The organism is Serratia sp. CY81684 (genome assembly GCF_052166595.1).
GTDB lineage: Bacteria > Pseudomonadota > Gammaproteobacteria > Enterobacterales > Enterobacteriaceae > Serratia > Serratia nematodiphila.
Genome location: NZ_JBJNOO010000003.1, coordinates 1346153 through 1363645, shown reverse-complemented (window position 1 = coordinate 1363645; position 17493 = coordinate 1346153). Strand labels below are relative to the sequence as shown.

Here is a 17493-nt window from a genome sequence, read left to right as displayed (position 1 = left end):
CGTAGCGCAGAGAGGCGGTTGCCGCAGCTCTGCGCAAATACAACGCTTTGATTTCTCTCACGCTAAGGGGCCAGCCCCCATGTTAAAGTGGTTGCTTTCCATTTTGACAGGAGTCCTCCATGCGCCAACGCATCATTGTCTGCCCGCTGATTGAAAACGATAACGCCTTCCTGCTGTGCAAAATGGCGGCGCACAAGGGCGTGTTTCCCGGCCAGTGGGCGCTGTCCGGCGGCGGCGTCGAGCTGGGTGAACAAATAGAACAGGCGCTGCGACGCGAAGTGCGCGAAGAGTTGGGCGCCGCGCTGATCCTCGACAACATCACGCCCTGGACTTTCCGCGATGACGTGCGCACCAAAACTTACGCCGACGGCAGCCGGGAGCAAATCTACATGATTTACCTGATTTTCGACTGCCATGCCGCCAACCGCGACGTGACGATCAACGACGAGTTCGATGACTACGCCTGGGTGCCGCGCGAGCGCCTCGCGGACTACGATTTGAACGAGGCCACCCGCTTCACCCTGCGGCAACGCGGGCTATTGTAGTCATTACAGCAAGAGTACAGCGGGTACCGTTCTGTAACGAGACATGATAGCAGAACGATTGCCCGCCCCATTCTGAGGGAAACGAACGCCAGAGCAATTGCCTTCCTGTCCTGCATTGACAATGTTAATATACTGACAGATAAATTTTAATAATGTGGTTTATTAATGAAAGCAATTACTATTGATCAGTTTATAAAAAGAGAAAACAACAACCTTGATTTAATTAGAATATTCTGCGCTTATTTTGTTATCTATGCCCACGCGTTTGTCTTATCTCCATCAGAGGGAAGTAATGACATTTTATACAAAATAACCTTGCTGGGGCATGTTTCATTCGGTGGGTTAGCCGTAAAAACCTTTTTCCTAATCAGTGGCCTACTCGTTACCAATAGTCTCCTTGCCAATGGCAGAATAATAAATTATGTTAGCTCACGCTTTCTCAGGGTTTTTCCGGCTTATGCGCTAACGGTCATCGTATCGGCACTCATTATTGGCCCCTGGTTAAGCACATTAAGTCCCTCCGATTATTTTACATCAAGTGACGTTTGGTCTTATGTCGTTAAAACATTAAAACTCGATGTTCAGTACCACCTCCCGGGTGTCTTTAGCAGCAATGCCTCCAACGCCGTAAACGGCTCGCTTTGGACTATCCCTATGGAAGTAAAAGCATATTCTTACCTGCTCTTAATATACTTGGTCAGTCTTATCTTTGGCCCCTACAAGAAACTATTTATCGTACTCATATCCATCCTTATACTCGTTGAGCCTTTTACTCCGTTAAAAGGTCATCTGATCGTGAAATCAGATAGCCCAAGCATCTATTTACTTTACCCTTTTTTTGCAATAGGTTGCCTTCTGGCAATACTGAAAGATTGGGCAACTACTCGCGACCTGTTGGCAACAGCCATTATCGCACTCCTCGCTTTCTTTATCGTCGATGATGAGATCGGCAAAACTGCCCTATTTTATGTATTCTCTTCCATGCTGTTGTTATACAGCGCATCGACGTCCTATATGAAAAGGCTGAAGATAAAAAATGATATCTCCTACGGCATTTATCTTTGGGCATTTCCAATACAGCAAGTCATCGCATCCGTATTTGTAGCCTCGCCATACATTAACATGGCGATATCAATGATAGTTTCAAGTGTCTTTGCCTATTTGAGTTTCAAATGGATAGAAAATCCGGCTATGAAAATCAACAAAAGGCTGCAGAAAAATCATGTATCACTGCAAAGCGATCGCGTTTAAAAACCTGTGCCGTCAGCTTATTTAAAAACCAAGTTTTTCCACTCGGGTATTTTAGAAATGTTAACCTTAAACACGCATCTAAAATACCCGGTGTCGTTTACACCGAACGACGCTCAACGCTTCATTGTTTGAAACGTTTTGCCGTCCTGCGCATATCTAAATCCGTTTTGGAACAATGGAATATTCTATCGCCAATCAGTATTAAGGCGTGCGCCGCCCGCATGGTATTTGTCAGGCATATCTGATGAGGAAAGGAGCGGGAAAATGGCTTATGCCTTGAGCATATTGGAAAAGAGTCCGATCGCCGAAGGGGAAAGCGCCGCGCAGGCGCTGGCGCGCACGCTGCATCTGGCGCAACAGGCGGAACGCTGGGGATATCGGCGTTTCTGGTTAGCGGAGCACCACAATACGCCGCAGCTCGCCTGCCCGTCGCCGGAGGTGCTGATCGGTTATCTGCTCGGCCAAACGTCGCGCATTCGCATCGGCTCCGGCGGCGTGATGCTGCAGCACTACAGCGCCTACAAGGTAGCCGAAAACTTCAACCTGCTGGCGGCGCTGGCGCCGGGGCGCGTCGATCTCGGGGTGGGCAAAGCGCCCGGTGGGCTACCGCTCGCCACCCAGGCGCTGCAGGCCGCCCATGACCGGCAAAACAAACCGGCCTTCCCGCAGCAGCTGTCGCAACTGACCGCCTACCTGAACGACGACGCCGAGCCCGGCCTGAGCGCCACGCCGTTGCCGCCGCACGGCGCTCAGCGCTTTCTGCTCGGCGCCAGCAAAGAGAGCGCGACGCTGGCGGCCGAGTCCGGCTGGGCTTTCGTGTTCGCCGCGCATCTGAACGGCAATCCGCAAGACATTCGCGAAGCGCTGGCACACTACGCCGCACACAGCGGCGGCCGCAAGGCGCTGCTGGCGGTGGCGGCGATCGTGGCGCAGAGCCCGGAGCAGGCCGCGACGCTGGCGGCGGATATTCAGCAATACCGCGTGCACGTCGCCGGTGAGCAGAGCGTGACCGTCGGCAGTCGGGCGCAGGCCGAGAGTTTCGTGCAACAGGCCGGCGCCACCGACTACCGCATCGAGCCGCGAGAAAGCCATGTTCTGCTCGGCACCGCGCAGCAGGTGCATCAGCAACTGGCGCAGCTGCAGCTGCAGTACGGCGTGGACGAGTTCATCATCGACACGCCGATCGCCGAACCGACCGCCCGGTTAACCTCGCTACAGCGGCTGGCGGAGGAAAACCTGACGCCGGCTTAGTTGATCGCCACCCCGGCCCGCATGGCTTCGGACAGATCCTGCGCCAGCGGCGCCAGCATGGCAAGGGCTGGGCGTCGCGCGAGCGTCTCACGGACTACGATTTGAACGATGCCATCCGCTTCACGCTGCGACAAAAAGGATTGTTGTAACAGTTTGAGCGATTATCGCCCTATTTTCTTCACATTTGCCGGGCAGACTCTTTTGATATTTTTTAATCACTTAGGGTCACTATTGCCACCGTTATGCTTTTATCTCACGCTTTTCTCCGTCTGTCCGCACGGCGCTTCGGCGCCACCCTCCTGTTCAGTCTGCTGTTCGTTTTGGCGCCCGTGCATGCCGCGGCACCGCCGCTGGTGCTGAATGCCAAATCGGTGCTGGTCGTCAATCAACGCACCGGAAAGACCCTTTATCAGAAGCAGCCGAACCGCGTGCTGCCGATCGCCTCGCTCACCAAACTGATGACCGCCATGGTCGCCCTGGACAGCAAACGCCCGATGGGCAGCAAGCTCAAAGTCACCGCCGCCGATCGCGATCTGCTGAAGAAAACCCATTCGCGCCTGACCATCGGCTCGGTGCTCAGCCGCCGCGACATGCTGCACATCGCCCTGATGTCTTCGGAGAACCGCGCCGCCGCCGCGCTGAGCCGCAGTTATCCCGGCGGGCGCAAGGCCTTCGTGGCGAAAATGAATCAGAAAGCGCGCGCCATCGGCATGAAACGCGCCCGCTTCTACGATCCGACCGGGCTGACGCCGCGCAATGTGGCGACCGCCAACGATCTGCTGAAGATGGTCAATCACGCCTATCGCTATCAGTCGATTCGCCGCTTCAGCACCGACAAGCAGCAGATCGTGCGCCCCGGCCGCGGCCAATTGGTCTACCGCAGCTCCAACGGCCTGATCAACAACCCCGCCTGGAAGATCCAGCTACAGAAAACCGGCTTTACCGACGAGGCCGGTCACTGCCTGGTGATGCGCACCACCATCAAAGGGCAGCCGGTGGTGATGATCCTGCTCGGCGCACAGCCGCGCTACGGTCACTACCGTGACGCCATTCGTCTGAAGGCCTGGCTGGGGGGGTAACACCGCGTCGTAATGGAACACCCTATCGCCAACCAGTATTAAGCCTCACGCCGCCCGCACGGTATTTGTCAGGCATATCTGATGACGGAAGGAGCGGGAAAATGACTTGTGCCTTGAGCATATTGGAAGATCGCCGAACCGACCGCCCGGTTAACCTCGCTACAGCGGCTGGCGGAGGAAAACCTGACGCCGGCTTAGTTGATCGCCGCCTCGGCCCGCATGGCTTCGGACAGATCCTGCGCCAGCGGCGCCAGCTGTGCCGGCACCACGTTGGCCAGGCTAACGCGGAGCGCCGGGCCGCCCTTCAGGCGGAAAGGCTCACCGCCCTGCACCAACCACCCCCGCTGCGCCATCAGCTGCGAGGCGGCGCTTTCCGACCTCACCGGCAGCCACAGATGCAACCCTTCACCTACCGCCAGCGCCGTGTGATTCAATGCATTGAGCCGCTGCACCAGTTCATCCCTTCTGGCCTGATATGCCTGTTGCGCCCGCGGCAGTTGCCCTTCCCGCAAGGCCTGTCTCCACAGCCTGGCGGCGATCTGTTGCAAGATATGGCTGACCCAGCGTTCGCTGATGTACTGATCGGCGCGCATCGCCTGCAGCAACGTCGGGTTGCCGCAGGCCAGCGCGATGCGCAGATCCGGGCTGAGAAACTTGCTCAGCGACAACACGTACAGGCCGCGATCGCCGTCGAACGGCAGATGCAGCGGCTGCTGCGACAGCGGCCCCCAGAAGTCGTCGACGATAGCCAGACACTGCGGGTTGTCGCGCAGAAAACGCCGCCACTGTTGCGCGCGCTGCGCAGAGAGCGAAGCGCCGGTCGGATTGTGAGCGCGCGGCGTCAGGATCACCGCGCCGGCGGCCCCGCTTTCCGGCAACCGACAGCCCTGTTCATCTACCGCCAGCGGCAGCGGCCGTAGACGCAGATGGCGCAAAAGCGTCAATAGCGGCGGCCAGCAGGGATCTTCCACCCACACCGCCGCACCCGGCTGCACATGGCAGCGCAGTGCCTTTTCCATCGCGTCCAGCGCGCCGGAGAACACCGCCGGTTCCCCCAGCGTGACGCCCTGGCGGCTGAGCCACTCGCGTCCCAGACCGGTCAATACCGGCAGATCGCCACTGATGTCATAACCATTTTGCTGCGGGAACACCTCCGCCGCGCCCAGCGCCAATGCCGGCAACAATGCGGCATCCAGATTGCCGCTGGCCAGATCGCACATTCCCGCCGGCACCTGACGCGGCGTATAGGCCGCACTCACCGCCGCCAGCGGCGGCTCCAGCACCACCGTTCCCGCCCGCCCGCGCGTTGCCACCAGGCCGGCATCGCGCAATCGGGCATAAGCGCTGGCGACGGTATTCGGATTGACCTCCAGCTCCGCCGCCAGTTGGCGTACCGGCGGCAACAGCTCGCCCGGCCGCAGCGCGCCGTCTTTGATGCGTGCGGCGATCTGCTCGGCAATCTGGACAGCGCCGCCGCCTTTTGCATACAATAAAGCCATACATAAATCCTTTTGTACTAGTTCAAATAAGATTAGCAGCTTCCGCGGCCAAAAGTAAGGGGTTCCATGGATAAACATTACGTGCTCGACATTCAGTATGCAGGAAAAGCCTTTGCCCGCCTGGAGATGTTCACCCCCTGGGCAGCCGATCAGCTGGAGCAGGCGTGCGCGCTGTTCCCGGCCGCGCAGGGTTATCAGGTGCAGCTCAGCCAGGTCAGCGAACGCCGCATCGTCTACCAGAGCGGCGCGCAGGGCATCACGGTGCTGGGCGAGTCGCTGGCGCTGACGCCGTTCACCCACGCTCACGAGGTTAAACAATGAAAAAAGCCGTCGCCATTCGACACGTCAATTTTGAAAACCTGGGTATTCTCGGTTCCCTGCTCTCGCTGCGCGGCTATCAGATCGACTATTACGATGCCGGTCGCGATGATATTCGTGCTATCAATAATGAAGAGACAGATCTGTTGGTGGTGCTCGGCGGGCCGATCAGCGCCGCCCGGCACTTTTCCGGTGAGCAGCGCTATGATTTTCTCGACCATGAATTGGCGCTGGTCAAACAGCGCCTGGCGCAGCGGCGGCCGACCCTCGGGGTGTGTCTCGGCGCGCAGGTGATCGCCCAGGCGCTGGGCGCCGACGTGATTTCGCTCGGCGTTAAAGAGATCGGCTTCGCTCCGCTGACCACGCTCGCGGCCCAAGACGACTCGGTGCTGGCGCCGCTGGCCGATACGCCGGTGCTGCATTGGCACGGCGATATGTTCATGATCCCGGACGGCGCCCGCTGCCTGGCCGGCACGGCGATTTGCCCGCATCAGGCTTTCGACTATCAGGGGTTCGCACTCGGTCTGCAGTTCCATCTGGAGGCGGATCACCGCGATATCGAACGCTGGTTGGTTGGCCATGCCTGCGAGCTGGAGCTGGCCGGCGTCGCGCCCCAGAGCCTGCGCGAACAAGCGGCGCGCCACGGCGCACAGCTGGAACAGCGCGCGCGGCAGGTGTTCGCCCGCTGGCTGGATAATAACGAACCAAGGATGTAACTCATGCAACAGGCTTCACCCTTGCGATCACCGTCCATCGACGTGATCAGCATTCAATCTCAGGTGGTTTACGGCAGCGTCGGCAACGGTATCGCCTACCGTGCCCTGCTGAAAAAGGGGCTGGAAGCGCTGCAGGTGCCCAGCGTGCTGTTCGGCTGCCCGCCCTATTACGGCAAGCCGCATGGCGGCGTCATCTCCGGCGAGTGGTTCGGCGGCTTTCTCGACGATCTGATCGCCCGCGGCGTGATGAAACGCACCCGGGCGGTGATCGTCGGTTACCTGGGCGACGTGATGCAGTGCCATATTCTGGCCAACTGGCTGCAGCGGGTGCGCGCCCTCAATCCGCAGATAAGGATCTATATCGATCCGGTGATGGGCGATTACGGCGAAGGGATCTACGTGGATGAGCGCATCGTCAATTGCTATCGTTCACCGTTCCTGCGGCTGGCCAACGGCCTGACGCCGAACGGCTTCGAACTGGAGCAGCTGTGCGGCCGCTCTTTGAGCAGCCGGGAGCAGACGCAACGCGCCGCGCAGGCGCTGTTGAACGACACCACCGAATGGGTGCTGGTCACCAGCGCGCCGGGCGTGGCACAGCACGAAGACGAAGTGGGTTTAATGTTGGTCACCCGGCAGGAAGCGCAGTGCTTTACCCATCCGAAGGTCAAATCGGCGGTCAAAGGCACCGGCGATCTGTTCACCGCACTGCTGGTGAGCCATCTGCTGCGCGGCGCCGCGCTCGACGCGGCCGTGGTTGCCGCCGGCGGCGAAGTGTGCGACGTGCTGGCCGAAGCGGCGCATTTCGGTTGGGAAGAGATTGGCAGCCTGCGGGCGTTAAAACCGTAAGACCTGTGGGGAGTCAGGGGCAGCATGCCCGCCCCTGATAAATATCAGCGTTTTTTCTTTTTGTTGAAATCCAGCTCGAAGGCGAACACCGCGCTCTGAATTTTGCGCTCCATCGCCAGCCCCAACTTGAGGAAACGGCACGACAGGCGCGAGAAGTGCACCACCTGGTCGTTATCGTCGGTTTCCTGATCGTCGTTGACCACCACCAGCTCCATATTGACCTTGAAGCTGCCGTAGCTGCCCAGATCCAGCTCCGCTTTTTTGAACTGCAGGCCAGGCTGGAAGAAATCCGGCAGCGGGCCGTCGAAACGCAAACCGACGCCGCCGGCGGAGAGATCGTGGATACGCAGTTCATAAGGCGTGCCATCCGGGTATTCGCCGGTACAGAAGAATTGGCGCCAGTGCGGCGTGGTGATGCGGAATTGGCGACGGCGCTGGATATAGACCAACTCCTGCGGCAGCCGGGTCGAGCAGGCCTGGACACCCTGATGTTCGGTCAGTTCTGCCTGACCGACGGAAAACTCGATTTTGGCGTCGTGGCTTTCAATCACGATGGTGCAGGCGCCGTCGATGGCGTTTTCCGCTTCCTCACCGCTAAACACGATATTGTCCGGCCCGACGCTCAATAACAGACTTTGAAACCGGTGCTGCTGATTTTCTACGCGCAGCGGCGTGCGTTGTTTGCAAATTTCACGCAGAATCGCCAGAACTTCAAAACGCTCCCGTTTGATAAACAGTCCGTTATCGCTGTGCTCCACACGTCTCTCCTGACTTTTTTTCTAATGACGTCTTATGTATTCCTTATGGTTATCATCTCTGGGAATATTCCTAAAGTCAAATTTGCCAGCGTTGCCAGGCCTGCGGCAGCAGGCGCGCGAAACGTTTCGCCCATGCCTGTTGCCCGCGTTCGTCGGCGATCAGATCCTGGCGAATTTCGATGCCGACGTAAGGCAATCCGCGCCGTTCCGCGTGCACCGGCAACGTGTAGTCGGTGGCGTCGGTCATCGCATAGGGCTCGTTGATCCCCACCTGCAAATCCCCCTCTTCGCGCAGCAGCTCGGCCAGCAGCCGGGCAAATTCCGGGTAGCGATTAAACAGCAACCCCACCTGCCAGGGGCGCGATTCCCCTTTGAACACCGGTGTGAAACTGTGCATGGCGATCACCGCTGTCGGCAGTTCGCGCAGCTGACGCTGCCCCAAATGATCGTCGATGGCGTGGTGATACGGCAAAAACACCTCACGCTCGCGCGCCAGCGCGTGCTCGGCGTCAATACCGATATTACCGGGTATCGGCGTCAGTTCGGACAAATGCGGGATCGAGCTGGCGATACCGGGCGCCCGGTTGCAGTCGATCACCAGCCGTGAATAACGCTGGTGGATCAGGGTGGCGTCCAGCTGACGGCTCAGATGGCGCGACACGTTCAACGCGCCGATGTCCCAGCCGATGTGGCGTTCGATCTCCCCCGGCGGCAAACCAAGGTCGCCAAGGGATTGCGGTATCGCCTTACCGGCGTGATCGCACAGCAGCAAAAAGGGCGCTTTGCCGCGCGGGATTTCCACGGCGGCGGCAGAGGGTTCATCGGCGGACAATAACGGCGGGATAAACGAATGGGGCATGACGGGCTCCGGCGGTGGAAAGCAAAACGTTTATCGTAGCGCTATCCCGTCGCCGGCCCCAAGGTCGTGCTTAGATCAAAAAGGCATGAGTCAGAATGTAGTCATGCCGTCTCGGCCGGCTGCGGCTGGTGCACCGCGATGTAACGCTGATACCGCGATGGCTTGAGCCGCGTGGTATCCACCAACACCAGCCCGTCGATACAGTTGTTGAACGCCGGATCGGTGCCGAAATCGATAAACTGCACCCCGCCCGGCTCGCACAGTTCGGTGTACTGCTTGTACAGCGTTGGGATCGAGCAGCCGATATTGCTGAGCAGGCTCTTCAGCCGCACCAGATCTTCCTGATAGTTGTCCCCGGCAAACTGCGCCAGCACCTGCGGCAGCGACGCCGGATAAGGCCGCCGCGACTGGCCGAACGCGTGATCCGGCGAGAAATAGAGCCGATAGAAGGCGATCAGCAAATCACGTGCTGCCAGCGGCATGCCGCCGGAGATCGACACCGGGCCGAACAGATAGCGGTACTGCGGGTATTTCGACAGATAGGCGCCGATGCCCAGCCACAAATAGTCCAGCCCGCGCTTGCCCCAATAGGCCGGCTGAATAAAGCTGCGCCCCAGCTCGATGCCCTGCGCCAGGATCGGTTCCATATCGCGGTCATAATGGAACAGGCTGTTGCTGTAGATGCTTTCCAGCCCTTTGCGCGCAATTTGTTCGGCGGTAGGGATAAAGCGATAGGCGCCGACGATCTCCAGCTCCTCCTCGTCCCACAGCACCAGGTGGTAGTAATCGTCGTCGTAGCTGTCCAGATCGCGGCGGCGGCCGGATCCTTCCCCCACCGCGCGGAAGGCGATCTCACGCAGGCGCCCCAGCTCGCGCAGGATTGGCGTACGCGCTTCGTCATGGCGACGATAGAGATAGATGGTTTTACCGTCCGGCGTTACCCCCAACCGTTCGCAGTTCGCCAGCGCCTTTTTCAGCTCCAGACGATCTTCCGGCAGCGCGATCGGCGATTCGCTGGCGAACAGCCCCGGCTTGCCCTGGCCCAGACGATAGACGTGGCGGCGAAAACGCTCCGCCAGATCCTTGGCGCTGGTGTGGCCGTCGTGCCAGTTGGCGAACGGCACGCGGCCGCCGACGCGGATCTTGATGCGCCCGCCCCGCTGCTGGAACATTTCGCGCACCAGCAGCAAGGTCGACAGCGGCCGGTAGACCAGAGAGGTAAAGTAGAACAGGTTGCTGTTGCGTGCGCTGATGTGGATCGGCACGATCGGCGCGCGCGCTTTGGCGGCCAGGCGCAGAAAACCGGTATGCCAGTGGCCGTCGCGGATGCCTTTCGGGCTCATGCGCGACACTTCGCCAGCCGGGAACAGGATCAGCGCCCCCTGGTTGTCCAGCTGCTGCTGCATGCCTTCAATCTGTTTGCGGCTGGTTTTATAAGCGACGTTATCCACCGGCACGAACAGGCTGCGCAGCGGTTCAATGTAGGTCAGCAGCTGGTTGGCCACCACTTTCACGTCCGGGCGCACCGCGGCAACGGCGCGCAGCAATACCAAGCCGTCGAGCGAGCCGATCGGGTGATTGGCCACGAGCACCACCGGCCCCTGGCTCGGGATGTTTTCCAGATCGCCGTCCACCAGTTCGCAGCTGAGGTTAAAGTAGTCCACCACCTGCTCGATCAGATCGAGCCCTTTCAGATGGGGATAATCGGCGGCGAACTGTTTGAATTCTTTTTCGAAGAGAAGGGTTCTTAGCAGGCTGCGCTGCCAGGCGGGGGTATTGCGGTGTGGAAATGCATCTTGCAACAGAGAATCCAGGCTGAACATCGCGTTATCTCCTGACGTAGTCGCTGCAAACTTAAGCCAGAGCCGTGACTCTGACATGTCAGTTACATGACAATAAAGTGAATCCATCGACTATCAGGTATAGCAAAGTAATGGCGAATTGGGAGCGAAAGACGCATTTTCGCCCCCACTTGCCTTCACATCGGCGCCAGCAACGCTTCGATGCGGCGGTTTACCGCGTCGCGCAGGCGCAGCAGCGGCCCGGCCTGGTGCGGATAACGCTTGAAGGTGATGCGCATGCCCAGCTCACTTTCTATAAGCGCTTCCACCGTCGCCCGATCGGTCAAACTCTCCAGCAGCTGCAGCGCGCGCATGTCCTGCAGCCCCTGGTGCAGCACCCGCAGGCGCAGCGACTCCACCGGCTGCAGATCCTCACCGGGGTAGACCACGAACGGATCGCCGGAGGGAAACGCATGGCCGCTGTCGGTCACCGCGTACGGATTGATGCGTTCACGCGAATGGGCGCTGTTATAGAAGTTGAATCCCCAGTGCAGAAAGCCGGCGATGCGGTACAGATACAGCTGCACGCCCAATATGCGGTTGCGCGCCGAAGGCTGAGCGAAGAAGCGATTGGCGACCTCAGTCTTCTGCACGCAGCAGTAATAGGCCCACAGGCCGGGGACCTGGTGTTCGATAAAAGGTTCGAGGTGGTCGGTCGCAACGACCGGGGTTTCCACCAGGCCTTGCTGATAAAACGCGAAATCCGACAGCGCATCGAAGGTGCGGAAGCCATCCAGCAGCGGGCGCAGCGCGGCGCTGGCGCGCCGGTAGGCCGCCAGGTTGTCCAACGTCGGCTCATCGGAAACATGGAACCATACCTGCCGTTCCAGCCCCCGTTCGCGGAACCAGGCGATCAACGCCGGCAGCAGCGCCTGTAGGAAACGCTGATACGCTTCGCCCTGCGCATCGGTGTGCCAGCCGAACGGCGTTCGCGTCTCGCCCTGCTCCTCCACCACGATCTTCGGCGCATGCGCCGCGCCCCATTGGGTAAACAGCGGCGCGATTTCGAAGTGCTCGATGCCCTCTTCCTGCGCCAACGCCACCCACTGCGCCAGACGGCTGAAATCGAAGCCATACCCGTGCGCCGAATGTGTCACCCTCACCAACTGTACCGTGGTGCGTTCGCCGCCAACGGCGGTATCCAGCGGCGGCGTGAACAGCGGCGTCAGCAGCATATTGACGCCGGCCTGCACCGCGCAGCGCACAAAGTTGCGCACCGCGCGCCAGTACGCCGGGCTGAACACCGCCAAACGGTAGTAATCCGCCAGGCAGTCGGTGTGCAGCCATTCGGTGTGCAACAGCGTTTGCGGCGGCAACGCCGCGGGCACCAGATGCAGCGTCAGTGTGGCCTCGGCCAGCGCCTCGCCGCTCTGGGCATCCAGCAGCCGCAGGGTCAACGGAAAGTCGCCGGCCAGTTGCGCGTCGGCCGGCGGCGTCAGGGTCAACCACAGGCTGCCATAATAGCGGCAGGCGGCAAAAAAACGCCGTTGCGGCAGCGGTATCAGCGGATCAGGAAATAAGCCCGGCTCGGTGGTCAGGTAATTCTCATCGGTCTCGCGATAACAGGGAAAACCGCTCGGCACCGATTGCACCTGGCGCACGCTGATATACTCCGCCAGCGGCCCGTCGAGTTGATAACACAGCTCATGGCGAGTCTCGTTGCCCGGAGTTTGCAAACAGTACACCGCCTGCCAGGACAGCACCTCGTTATTTAACCCGCTCAGCCGATTTTCCACGGCAATGGGCGGCATATTTTGGCAATGAAATACTTTTTCCAGGCAATGCGTAAATACCAGAGACAGGCGCATGATATTTCGCCCTCTTTATTTTGGATGAATAAATGTTGTGAGATTCAGGCTAGCGTCTTTTATCGCCACAAACAATAGCCGGCAATAAAAAACGTTCAAGTGCCCTCCGCGGACAGCCCCAGCAAGATTTTTTTGTTTATTTGCATCACAAAAATGAAAGAAGCTGAAGCTTGCACAATAAAAATATTTTTAATCCCCATTATGGTGCAAGGGTTATCAGTTATTCCTATGCCTGCGAAGGCCGCTAAATGCCGCGCCACCGGGGAAAAACCCCGCCAAAAGGTTAATGAGATGTGAACAAAAACCCCTTTCACTTGGCCGTAAAAGCCTTTCGATTTTAACAACAATGAAACATTGTCGCCCCATTTTTGGGCGTTTGGGGGTGTATTGACACATTGAAAGTTAAGGGATAGAAAGAATTTACGTTGCGAAAAACGCTATTCGTCGCTCACCGAGGGGAAAGCAATGTCACCGATAAAAAATACCGGCCGCCTGCTGGCGCATTCTATTCTTGCCAGCGCATTATTATTACCCACACTGCTCCATGCCGCAGATAAAATAACTTTACGCTATGCCGTTTGGGACAGAAACCAATTACCCGCCGAACAGGAGATTGCCAAGCGTTTTGAACAAGCTAATCCGGATATAAAAATAGAAATAGAATTAACCCCCTCGGCGCAATATTTCGTTAAATTAGATTCCGCTGCCGCCGGCGGCGTAGCGCCGGATATATTCTGGATTAATATGCCTTATTTTGTGCAGTACGCCAAAAACGGCATTATGGAGCCGCTGGCGCCTTATATTAAGGACAGCGGCCTTAAACTGGACGACGTGGTCGCCAGCTCGGTGAAAGCCTATCAGTACGACGGCCAACAGATGGCCATCCCGCGCGACGTCGATTCCATCGCCGTGTGGTACAACAAAAAACTGTTCGATCAGGCCGGCGTCAGCTATCCCACCAGCGACTGGAGCTGGGACGATCTGAAGAGCAAGGCCGCCGCGCTGAAAAACGGGCTGAAAGGCGCCGCCTTCCCGCTGGTGATGGATCTCAGCATCGACGGTCAGGACAGTTACATGAACCTGCTGTTCCAAAACGGCAATCACATCGTGCCGAAAGATGGCCAGCCCACCGACATCGCCAACGATAAATCCCTCTGGGTCTATCAGCAGCTGCAGGGCATGATGAAAGACGGCCTGATGCCAAGCGCCCAGCAGATGAGCGAAGTCAAAACCGAGAACATCTTCCAGTCCAACCGCGCCGCGATGGTCTATGCCGGTTCCTGGCTGGCGGCGCCGTTCGCCAATAACCCGCTGATCAACGACCACATCGGCGTGGTGATGATGCCCAAAATTGAACGCCAGTCCGGCGTGGCCCACAGTTTGGCCTTCGCCATGTCGGCGAAAAGCGCCCACAAGCAGGCCGCCTGGAAATATATCGCCTTCATGAGCAGCGAGGCCTCACAGGCGGAGCTGGCCAAGGTGGTGATCCCGGCCAACAAGACGGCGGCCAAGGTCTGGGCGCAGCAGATTCAGAAAGTCGACGTCTCGCCTTACATCCAGACCCTGGAAGTGACCCAGGCTTACCCCACCGCCGGCACCAATACGCCGAAGTGGCAAAACATGTGGATCGCCAGCCTGAAGAAGATCTTTATGGGCGCGGACGCCAAACAGGAAATGGACAAATCGGTCAAGAAGATCGCGCGCGTCATGGAGCAGTAATCGCCCCGCCGCGGCGCGCTGCCCCGAGCGCGCGCCGCGGTGGACCCACGCTGAACGTCATAGGTGAGGAATGGCAACATGTCGCTGGCAGAAACGGCTACGGTCACCCTGAAACCATCCCGGCGCACCGCCCGCCCCGCGCTCAATCGGCTCGAACGCGCCGAACGCTTCTGGGGCTGGGTGATGATCCTGCCGCTGCTGTTGGGGGTGACGGTGTTTTACCTGATCCCCTTTTTGCAGAACATTTTCTACAGCTTTACCGATCTGAACCAATTCATGCGCTGGAGCAGCATCAGCGTCGATAACTATCTCAACCTGTTTGAAGACGACGACTTCTACACTGCCGCCGCCAACACCCTGTTTTACGTGGTGGTCTGCGTGCCGATCAGCCTGAGCCTGTCGCTGCTGCTGGCGATTGGCCTCAACCAGAACATCCGCGGCAAAGGCCTGCTGCGCACCCTGCTGTTCCTGCCGGCGGTCACCATGCCCGCGGCGGTGGCCATGGTGTGGCAATGGCTGTTCAACAAGGATTTCGGCCTGATCAATCAGGCGTTGGGCCTGCTGCACATTGCGCCGGTCGCCTGGCTGTCCGATCCGGACGTGGTGCGCATCAGCGTGTCCATCATCATCATCTGGTCGTCGCTGGCGCTGAAGATCATCATTTTGCTGGCCGGGCTGCAGAGCATTCCGCGCCAGCTGTACGAAGCGGCGGACATCGACGGCATCGGCACCCTGCGGCGCTTCTTCTGCATCACGCTGCCGATGATGGTGCCGACGCTGTTCTTCGTGTCGGTGATGAGCTTTATCGAGATCCTGCAAGTCTTTGACGTGGTGTTCCTGATGTTCGACCGCGCACTGGTGGAGAACGACGTGATGACCGTCACCAACCTGTTCTACAAGTACGCGTTTTACCTGCAGGAAAAAGGTTACGCCTCCGCCATCACCGTGGTGCTGTTCGCCGTCACGCTGGTGATCACCCTGATTCAAATGGCGATCGGCAAGCGCCTGAAAGTCAGCTGAGGAGCTGCATATGAACGCAAGCAAGAAAACGCTGGTGTACCTGTTTATGGGGCTGGCGGCGCTGGCCTCGGTGGTGCCTTTTATCTGGATGCTGGTGACCTCGCTGAAAACCCAGGCCGAGAGCATTCAGATCCCGCTGACGCTGCTGCCGGCGCATCCCAGCCTGCAGGCCTACGGCCGGGTGATGCACGAAATCCCGTTCGCCGGTTTTTATCTCAACTCGCTGCTGGCGACCTTCTTCACCGTCACCCTGCAGATGGCGATCGCCACCCTGGCCGCCTATGGCTTCTCGCGCCTGCATTTTCGCGGCCGCGACGCGGTGTTTCTGGTGTGCGTGTCGATCCTGATGGTGCCCGGCCAGGCGTTTCTGATCCCGCAATTCCTGGTGGTGCAGAAGCTGGGGCTGGTCAACAGCATCACCGGGCTGGTGCTGCCGGGCATTTTCAGCGTTTACGCCACCTTTCTGCTGCGCCAGTTCTTCCTGGCGGTGCCGAAGGAGATGGAGGAAGCGGCGTTGATCGACGGTTACAGCTACTTCGCCATCTTCTGGCGCATCATGCTGCCGCTGATCCGGCCCGGCATTATCGCCTGCGTCATCATCAACGGTCTGTGGAGCTGGAACAACCTGATGTGGCCGCTGATCGTCAATACCACCACCGAGAAGCTGACGCTGCCGGTTGGGCTGGCCTCGCTCTCCAGCCGCGCCGGGGTGGAATACCCGTTGCTGATGGCCGGGGCGCTGATGGCGGTGATCCCGATGCTGATGCTGTTCATTATTTTCCAACGCTATTTCATCCAGGGCATCGCCAGCGCCGGGGTGAAAGGCTAACGCGCAGACAAGGTAAACGACATGGCCGGAATTCAGTTAAACAGCGTTAAAAAAGTGTACCCCAACGGTTTCCACGCGCTGCACGGCGTCGATCTGGACATTGAGGATGGGGAATTTATGGTGTTCGTCGGCCCGTCCGGCTGCGCCAAATCCACCCTGCTGCGGATGATCGCCGGGCTGGAGAGCGTCAGCGAGGGGCAGATCCTGATCCACGATCGCTGCGTCAACGACAGCATGCCGAAGGATCGCGGCGTCGCCATGGTGTTCCAGAACTATGCGCTGTACCCGCACATGACGGTGTACAAGAACATGGCGTTCGGCCTGATCGGCAAAGAGAGCAAGGCCGAGATCGACCGCCGGGTGCGCGACGCGGCGGAAAAGCTGGAGATCACCAATCTGCTGCAGCGCAAGCCGGGCCAACTCTCCGGCGGCCAGTGCCAGCGGGTGGCGGTCGGCCGCGCCATCGTACGCAAACCCAAGGTGTTCCTGTTCGATGAGCCGCTGTCCAACCTCGACGCCAAGCTGCGGGTGTCGATGCGCGTGCAACTGATCGAACTGCACAACCAGCTGAAGCAGGAAGGCGCCGCCGCCACCATGGTGTACGTCACCCACGATCAGGTCGAGGCGATGACCATGGGCGATCGCATTTGCGTGATGAACCGCGGCGCCATCATGCAGGTGGATAAACCGATCAACCTGTACCACCACCCCGCCAACCGTTTCGTCGCCGAGTTTATCGGCAGCCCGTCGATGAATTTGCACGATCTGGCGATCGTGCGCGACGGCCAAACGGTGCGGCTGCGTATCGGCCTGCAGCACCAGCTCGATCTGCCGCCTGCGCTGCAACGGCAATTGGCGGACTACCCGCATGCGCGGGTGTGTCTCGGCATCCGGCCGGAGTCCTTGCGGCTGTGCGCGCCCGGCAGCGCCAACTGTTTCCCGGCGCAGATCGTCACTATCGAGCGCATGGGCAACGAAGAGCTGCTGCACTGCGAACTGGCCGATCTGCGCTTCGTGCTGCGCATGGCGTCGCTGCCGGATTGGGAGCCGCGCCTCGGCGAAAACATTCATCTGGCATTCGATCTGACGCGCGCGCATTTGTTCGACGAGCTCAGCGGCCAAAACCTCAAATAACAACAGCGGAGTATCCAGCA

16 protein-coding genes are annotated in these 17493 nt (G+C 59.1%); 11 read left to right on the top strand and 5 right to left on the bottom strand.

The features are described 5' to 3' along the window. Positions 1 to 119: 119 nt before the first annotated feature. From nudI to pbpG, 4 genes are all read left to right on the top strand, one after another. Complete coding sequence (gene nudI / locus ACJ8QF_RS14380) at positions 120 to 545, top strand: nucleoside triphosphatase NudI (RefSeq protein ID WP_442537605.1); 426 nt, start codon at positions 120 to 122, stop codon at positions 543 to 545. Positions 546 to 710: 165 nt separating this feature from the next. Further along, the gene (locus ACJ8QF_RS14375; RefSeq protein ID WP_442537604.1) at positions 711 to 1796 is read left to right on the top strand and encodes an acyltransferase family protein; all 1086 of its coding nucleotides are present in this window, start codon (positions 711 to 713) and stop codon (positions 1794 to 1796) included. 264 nt (positions 1797 to 2060) lie between these two features. Next, complete coding sequence (locus tag ACJ8QF_RS14370) at positions 2061 to 3047, top strand: MsnO8 family LLM class oxidoreductase (protein WP_442537603.1); 987 nt, start codon at positions 2061 to 2063, stop codon at positions 3045 to 3047. A gap of 242 nt (positions 3048 to 3289) precedes the next feature. Further along, the gene (pbpG, locus tag ACJ8QF_RS14365) at positions 3290 to 4126 is read left to right on the top strand and encodes a D-alanyl-D-alanine endopeptidase (protein ID WP_442537602.1); all 837 of its coding nucleotides are present in this window, start codon (positions 3290 to 3292) and stop codon (positions 4124 to 4126) included. 194 nt (positions 4127 to 4320) lie between these two features. Here the strand turns inward: pbpG and ACJ8QF_RS14360 are convergent, their stop codons facing one another. Continuing rightward, on the bottom strand, positions 4321 to 5625 hold the full coding sequence (locus ACJ8QF_RS14360) for an aminotransferase class I/II-fold pyridoxal phosphate-dependent enzyme (protein ID WP_442537601.1): 1305 nt from the start codon (positions 5623 to 5625) through the stop codon (positions 4321 to 4323). Positions 5626 to 5691: 66 nt separating this feature from the next. On the opposite strand from ACJ8QF_RS14360, the gene ACJ8QF_RS14355 reads away from it, so the two are divergent. Genes ACJ8QF_RS14355 through ACJ8QF_RS14345 form a run of 3 tightly spaced genes read left to right on the top strand, consistent with a single transcriptional unit; the run spans position 5692 to position 7505 of the window. Next, entirely contained in the window at positions 5692 to 5946 is a 255-nt protein-coding gene (locus ACJ8QF_RS14355; protein WP_004938217.1) for a hypothetical protein, read from the top strand. After that, entirely contained in the window at positions 5943 to 6659 is a 717-nt protein-coding gene (locus ACJ8QF_RS14350; protein ID WP_442537600.1) for a glutamine amidotransferase, read from the top strand. The genes ACJ8QF_RS14355 and ACJ8QF_RS14350 overlap by 4 nt, the downstream gene beginning before the upstream one ends. A gap of 3 nt (positions 6660 to 6662) precedes the next feature. Further along, a complete protein-coding gene (locus tag ACJ8QF_RS14345; RefSeq protein ID WP_049240901.1) occupies positions 6663 to 7505 on the top strand; it encodes a PfkB family carbohydrate kinase in 843 nt (280 codons plus the stop codon). A 44-nt stretch (positions 7506 to 7549) separates the two neighbouring features. Here ACJ8QF_RS14345 and ACJ8QF_RS14340 read toward each other — a convergent pair whose 3' ends face one another. The 4 genes from ACJ8QF_RS14340 to ACJ8QF_RS14325 all read right to left on the bottom strand — a co-directional run bounded on the left by ACJ8QF_RS14340 (position 7550) and on the right by ACJ8QF_RS14325 (position 12771). Beyond that, positions 7550 to 8263, bottom strand: a complete 714-nt coding sequence (locus tag ACJ8QF_RS14340) for a flagellar brake protein (RefSeq protein ID WP_004938226.1) — start codon at positions 8261 to 8263, stop codon at positions 7550 to 7552. A 76-nt stretch (positions 8264 to 8339) separates the two neighbouring features. Then, the gene (locus ACJ8QF_RS14335; RefSeq protein ID WP_049188971.1) at positions 8340 to 9122 is read right to left on the bottom strand and encodes an N-formylglutamate amidohydrolase; all 783 of its coding nucleotides are present in this window, start codon (positions 9120 to 9122) and stop codon (positions 8340 to 8342) included. Positions 9123 to 9223: 101 nt separating this feature from the next. Further along, the gene (gene olsF, locus ACJ8QF_RS14330) at positions 9224 to 10945 is read right to left on the bottom strand and encodes an ornithine lipid synthase OlsF (protein ID WP_004938233.1); all 1722 of its coding nucleotides are present in this window, start codon (positions 10943 to 10945) and stop codon (positions 9224 to 9226) included. A 155-nt stretch (positions 10946 to 11100) separates the two neighbouring features. Next, the gene (locus ACJ8QF_RS14325) at positions 11101 to 12771 is read right to left on the bottom strand and encodes a DUF4091 domain-containing protein (protein ID WP_442537599.1); all 1671 of its coding nucleotides are present in this window, start codon (positions 12769 to 12771) and stop codon (positions 11101 to 11103) included. Between the two features lie 465 nt (positions 12772 to 13236). Here ACJ8QF_RS14325 and ACJ8QF_RS14320 point away from each other — a divergent pair, with 465 nt between their 5' ends. The 4 genes from ACJ8QF_RS14320 (at position 13237) to ACJ8QF_RS14305 (ending at position 17473) form a co-directional block, all read left to right on the top strand. Then, entirely contained in the window at positions 13237 to 14490 is a 1254-nt protein-coding gene (locus ACJ8QF_RS14320; RefSeq protein ID WP_049188973.1) for an ABC transporter substrate-binding protein, read from the top strand. Between the two features lie 78 nt (positions 14491 to 14568). Further along, complete coding sequence (locus tag ACJ8QF_RS14315; protein ID WP_049188974.1) at positions 14569 to 15510, top strand: carbohydrate ABC transporter permease; 942 nt, start codon at positions 14569 to 14571, stop codon at positions 15508 to 15510. 10 nt (positions 15511 to 15520) lie between these two features. Then, the gene (locus tag ACJ8QF_RS14310) at positions 15521 to 16339 is read left to right on the top strand and encodes a carbohydrate ABC transporter permease (protein WP_004938251.1); all 819 of its coding nucleotides are present in this window, start codon (positions 15521 to 15523) and stop codon (positions 16337 to 16339) included. A gap of 21 nt (positions 16340 to 16360) precedes the next feature. Next, on the top strand, positions 16361 to 17473 hold the full coding sequence (locus tag ACJ8QF_RS14305; protein ID WP_004938255.1) for an ABC transporter ATP-binding protein: 1113 nt from the start codon (positions 16361 to 16363) through the stop codon (positions 17471 to 17473). Positions 17474 to 17493 lie beyond the last annotated feature (20 nt).

Bases quoted from the DNA above. Each gene is read 5' to 3' on its own strand.
- ACJ8QF_RS14345 (WP_049240901.1), top strand. From the start codon at position 6,663: ATGCAACAGGCTTCACCCTTGCGATCACCGTCCATCGACGTGATCAGC.
- ACJ8QF_RS14370 (WP_442537603.1), top strand. From the start codon at position 2,061: ATGGCTTATGCCTTGAGCATATTGGAAAAGAGTCCGATCGCCGAAGGG.
- ACJ8QF_RS14355 (WP_004938217.1), top strand. From the start codon at position 5,692: ATGGATAAACATTACGTGCTCGACATTCAGTATGCAGGAAAAGCCTTT.
- ACJ8QF_RS14325 (WP_442537599.1), bottom strand. From the start codon at position 12,771: ATGCGCCTGTCTCTGGTATTTACGCATTGCCTGGAAAAAGTATTTCAT.
- ACJ8QF_RS14335 (WP_049188971.1), bottom strand. From the start codon at position 9,122: ATGCCCCATTCGTTTATCCCGCCGTTATTGTCCGCCGATGAACCCTCT.
- ACJ8QF_RS14375 (WP_442537604.1), top strand. From the start codon at position 711: ATGAAAGCAATTACTATTGATCAGTTTATAAAAAGAGAAAACAACAAC.
- nudI (WP_442537605.1), top strand. From the start codon at position 120: ATGCGCCAACGCATCATTGTCTGCCCGCTGATTGAAAACGATAACGCC.
- ACJ8QF_RS14305 (WP_004938255.1), top strand. From the start codon at position 16,361: ATGGCCGGAATTCAGTTAAACAGCGTTAAAAAAGTGTACCCCAACGGT.
- pbpG (WP_442537602.1), top strand. From the start codon at position 3,290: ATGCTTTTATCTCACGCTTTTCTCCGTCTGTCCGCACGGCGCTTCGGC.
- ACJ8QF_RS14310 (WP_004938251.1), top strand. From the start codon at position 15,521: ATGAACGCAAGCAAGAAAACGCTGGTGTACCTGTTTATGGGGCTGGCG.
- ACJ8QF_RS14360 (WP_442537601.1), bottom strand. From the start codon at position 5,625: ATGGCTTTATTGTATGCAAAAGGCGGCGGCGCTGTCCAGATTGCCGAG.
- ACJ8QF_RS14320 (WP_049188973.1), top strand. From the start codon at position 13,237: ATGTCACCGATAAAAAATACCGGCCGCCTGCTGGCGCATTCTATTCTT.
- olsF (WP_004938233.1), bottom strand. From the start codon at position 10,945: ATGTTCAGCCTGGATTCTCTGTTGCAAGATGCATTTCCACACCGCAAT.
- ACJ8QF_RS14350 (WP_442537600.1), top strand. From the start codon at position 5,943: ATGAAAAAAGCCGTCGCCATTCGACACGTCAATTTTGAAAACCTGGGT.
- ACJ8QF_RS14315 (WP_049188974.1), top strand. From the start codon at position 14,569: ATGTCGCTGGCAGAAACGGCTACGGTCACCCTGAAACCATCCCGGCGC.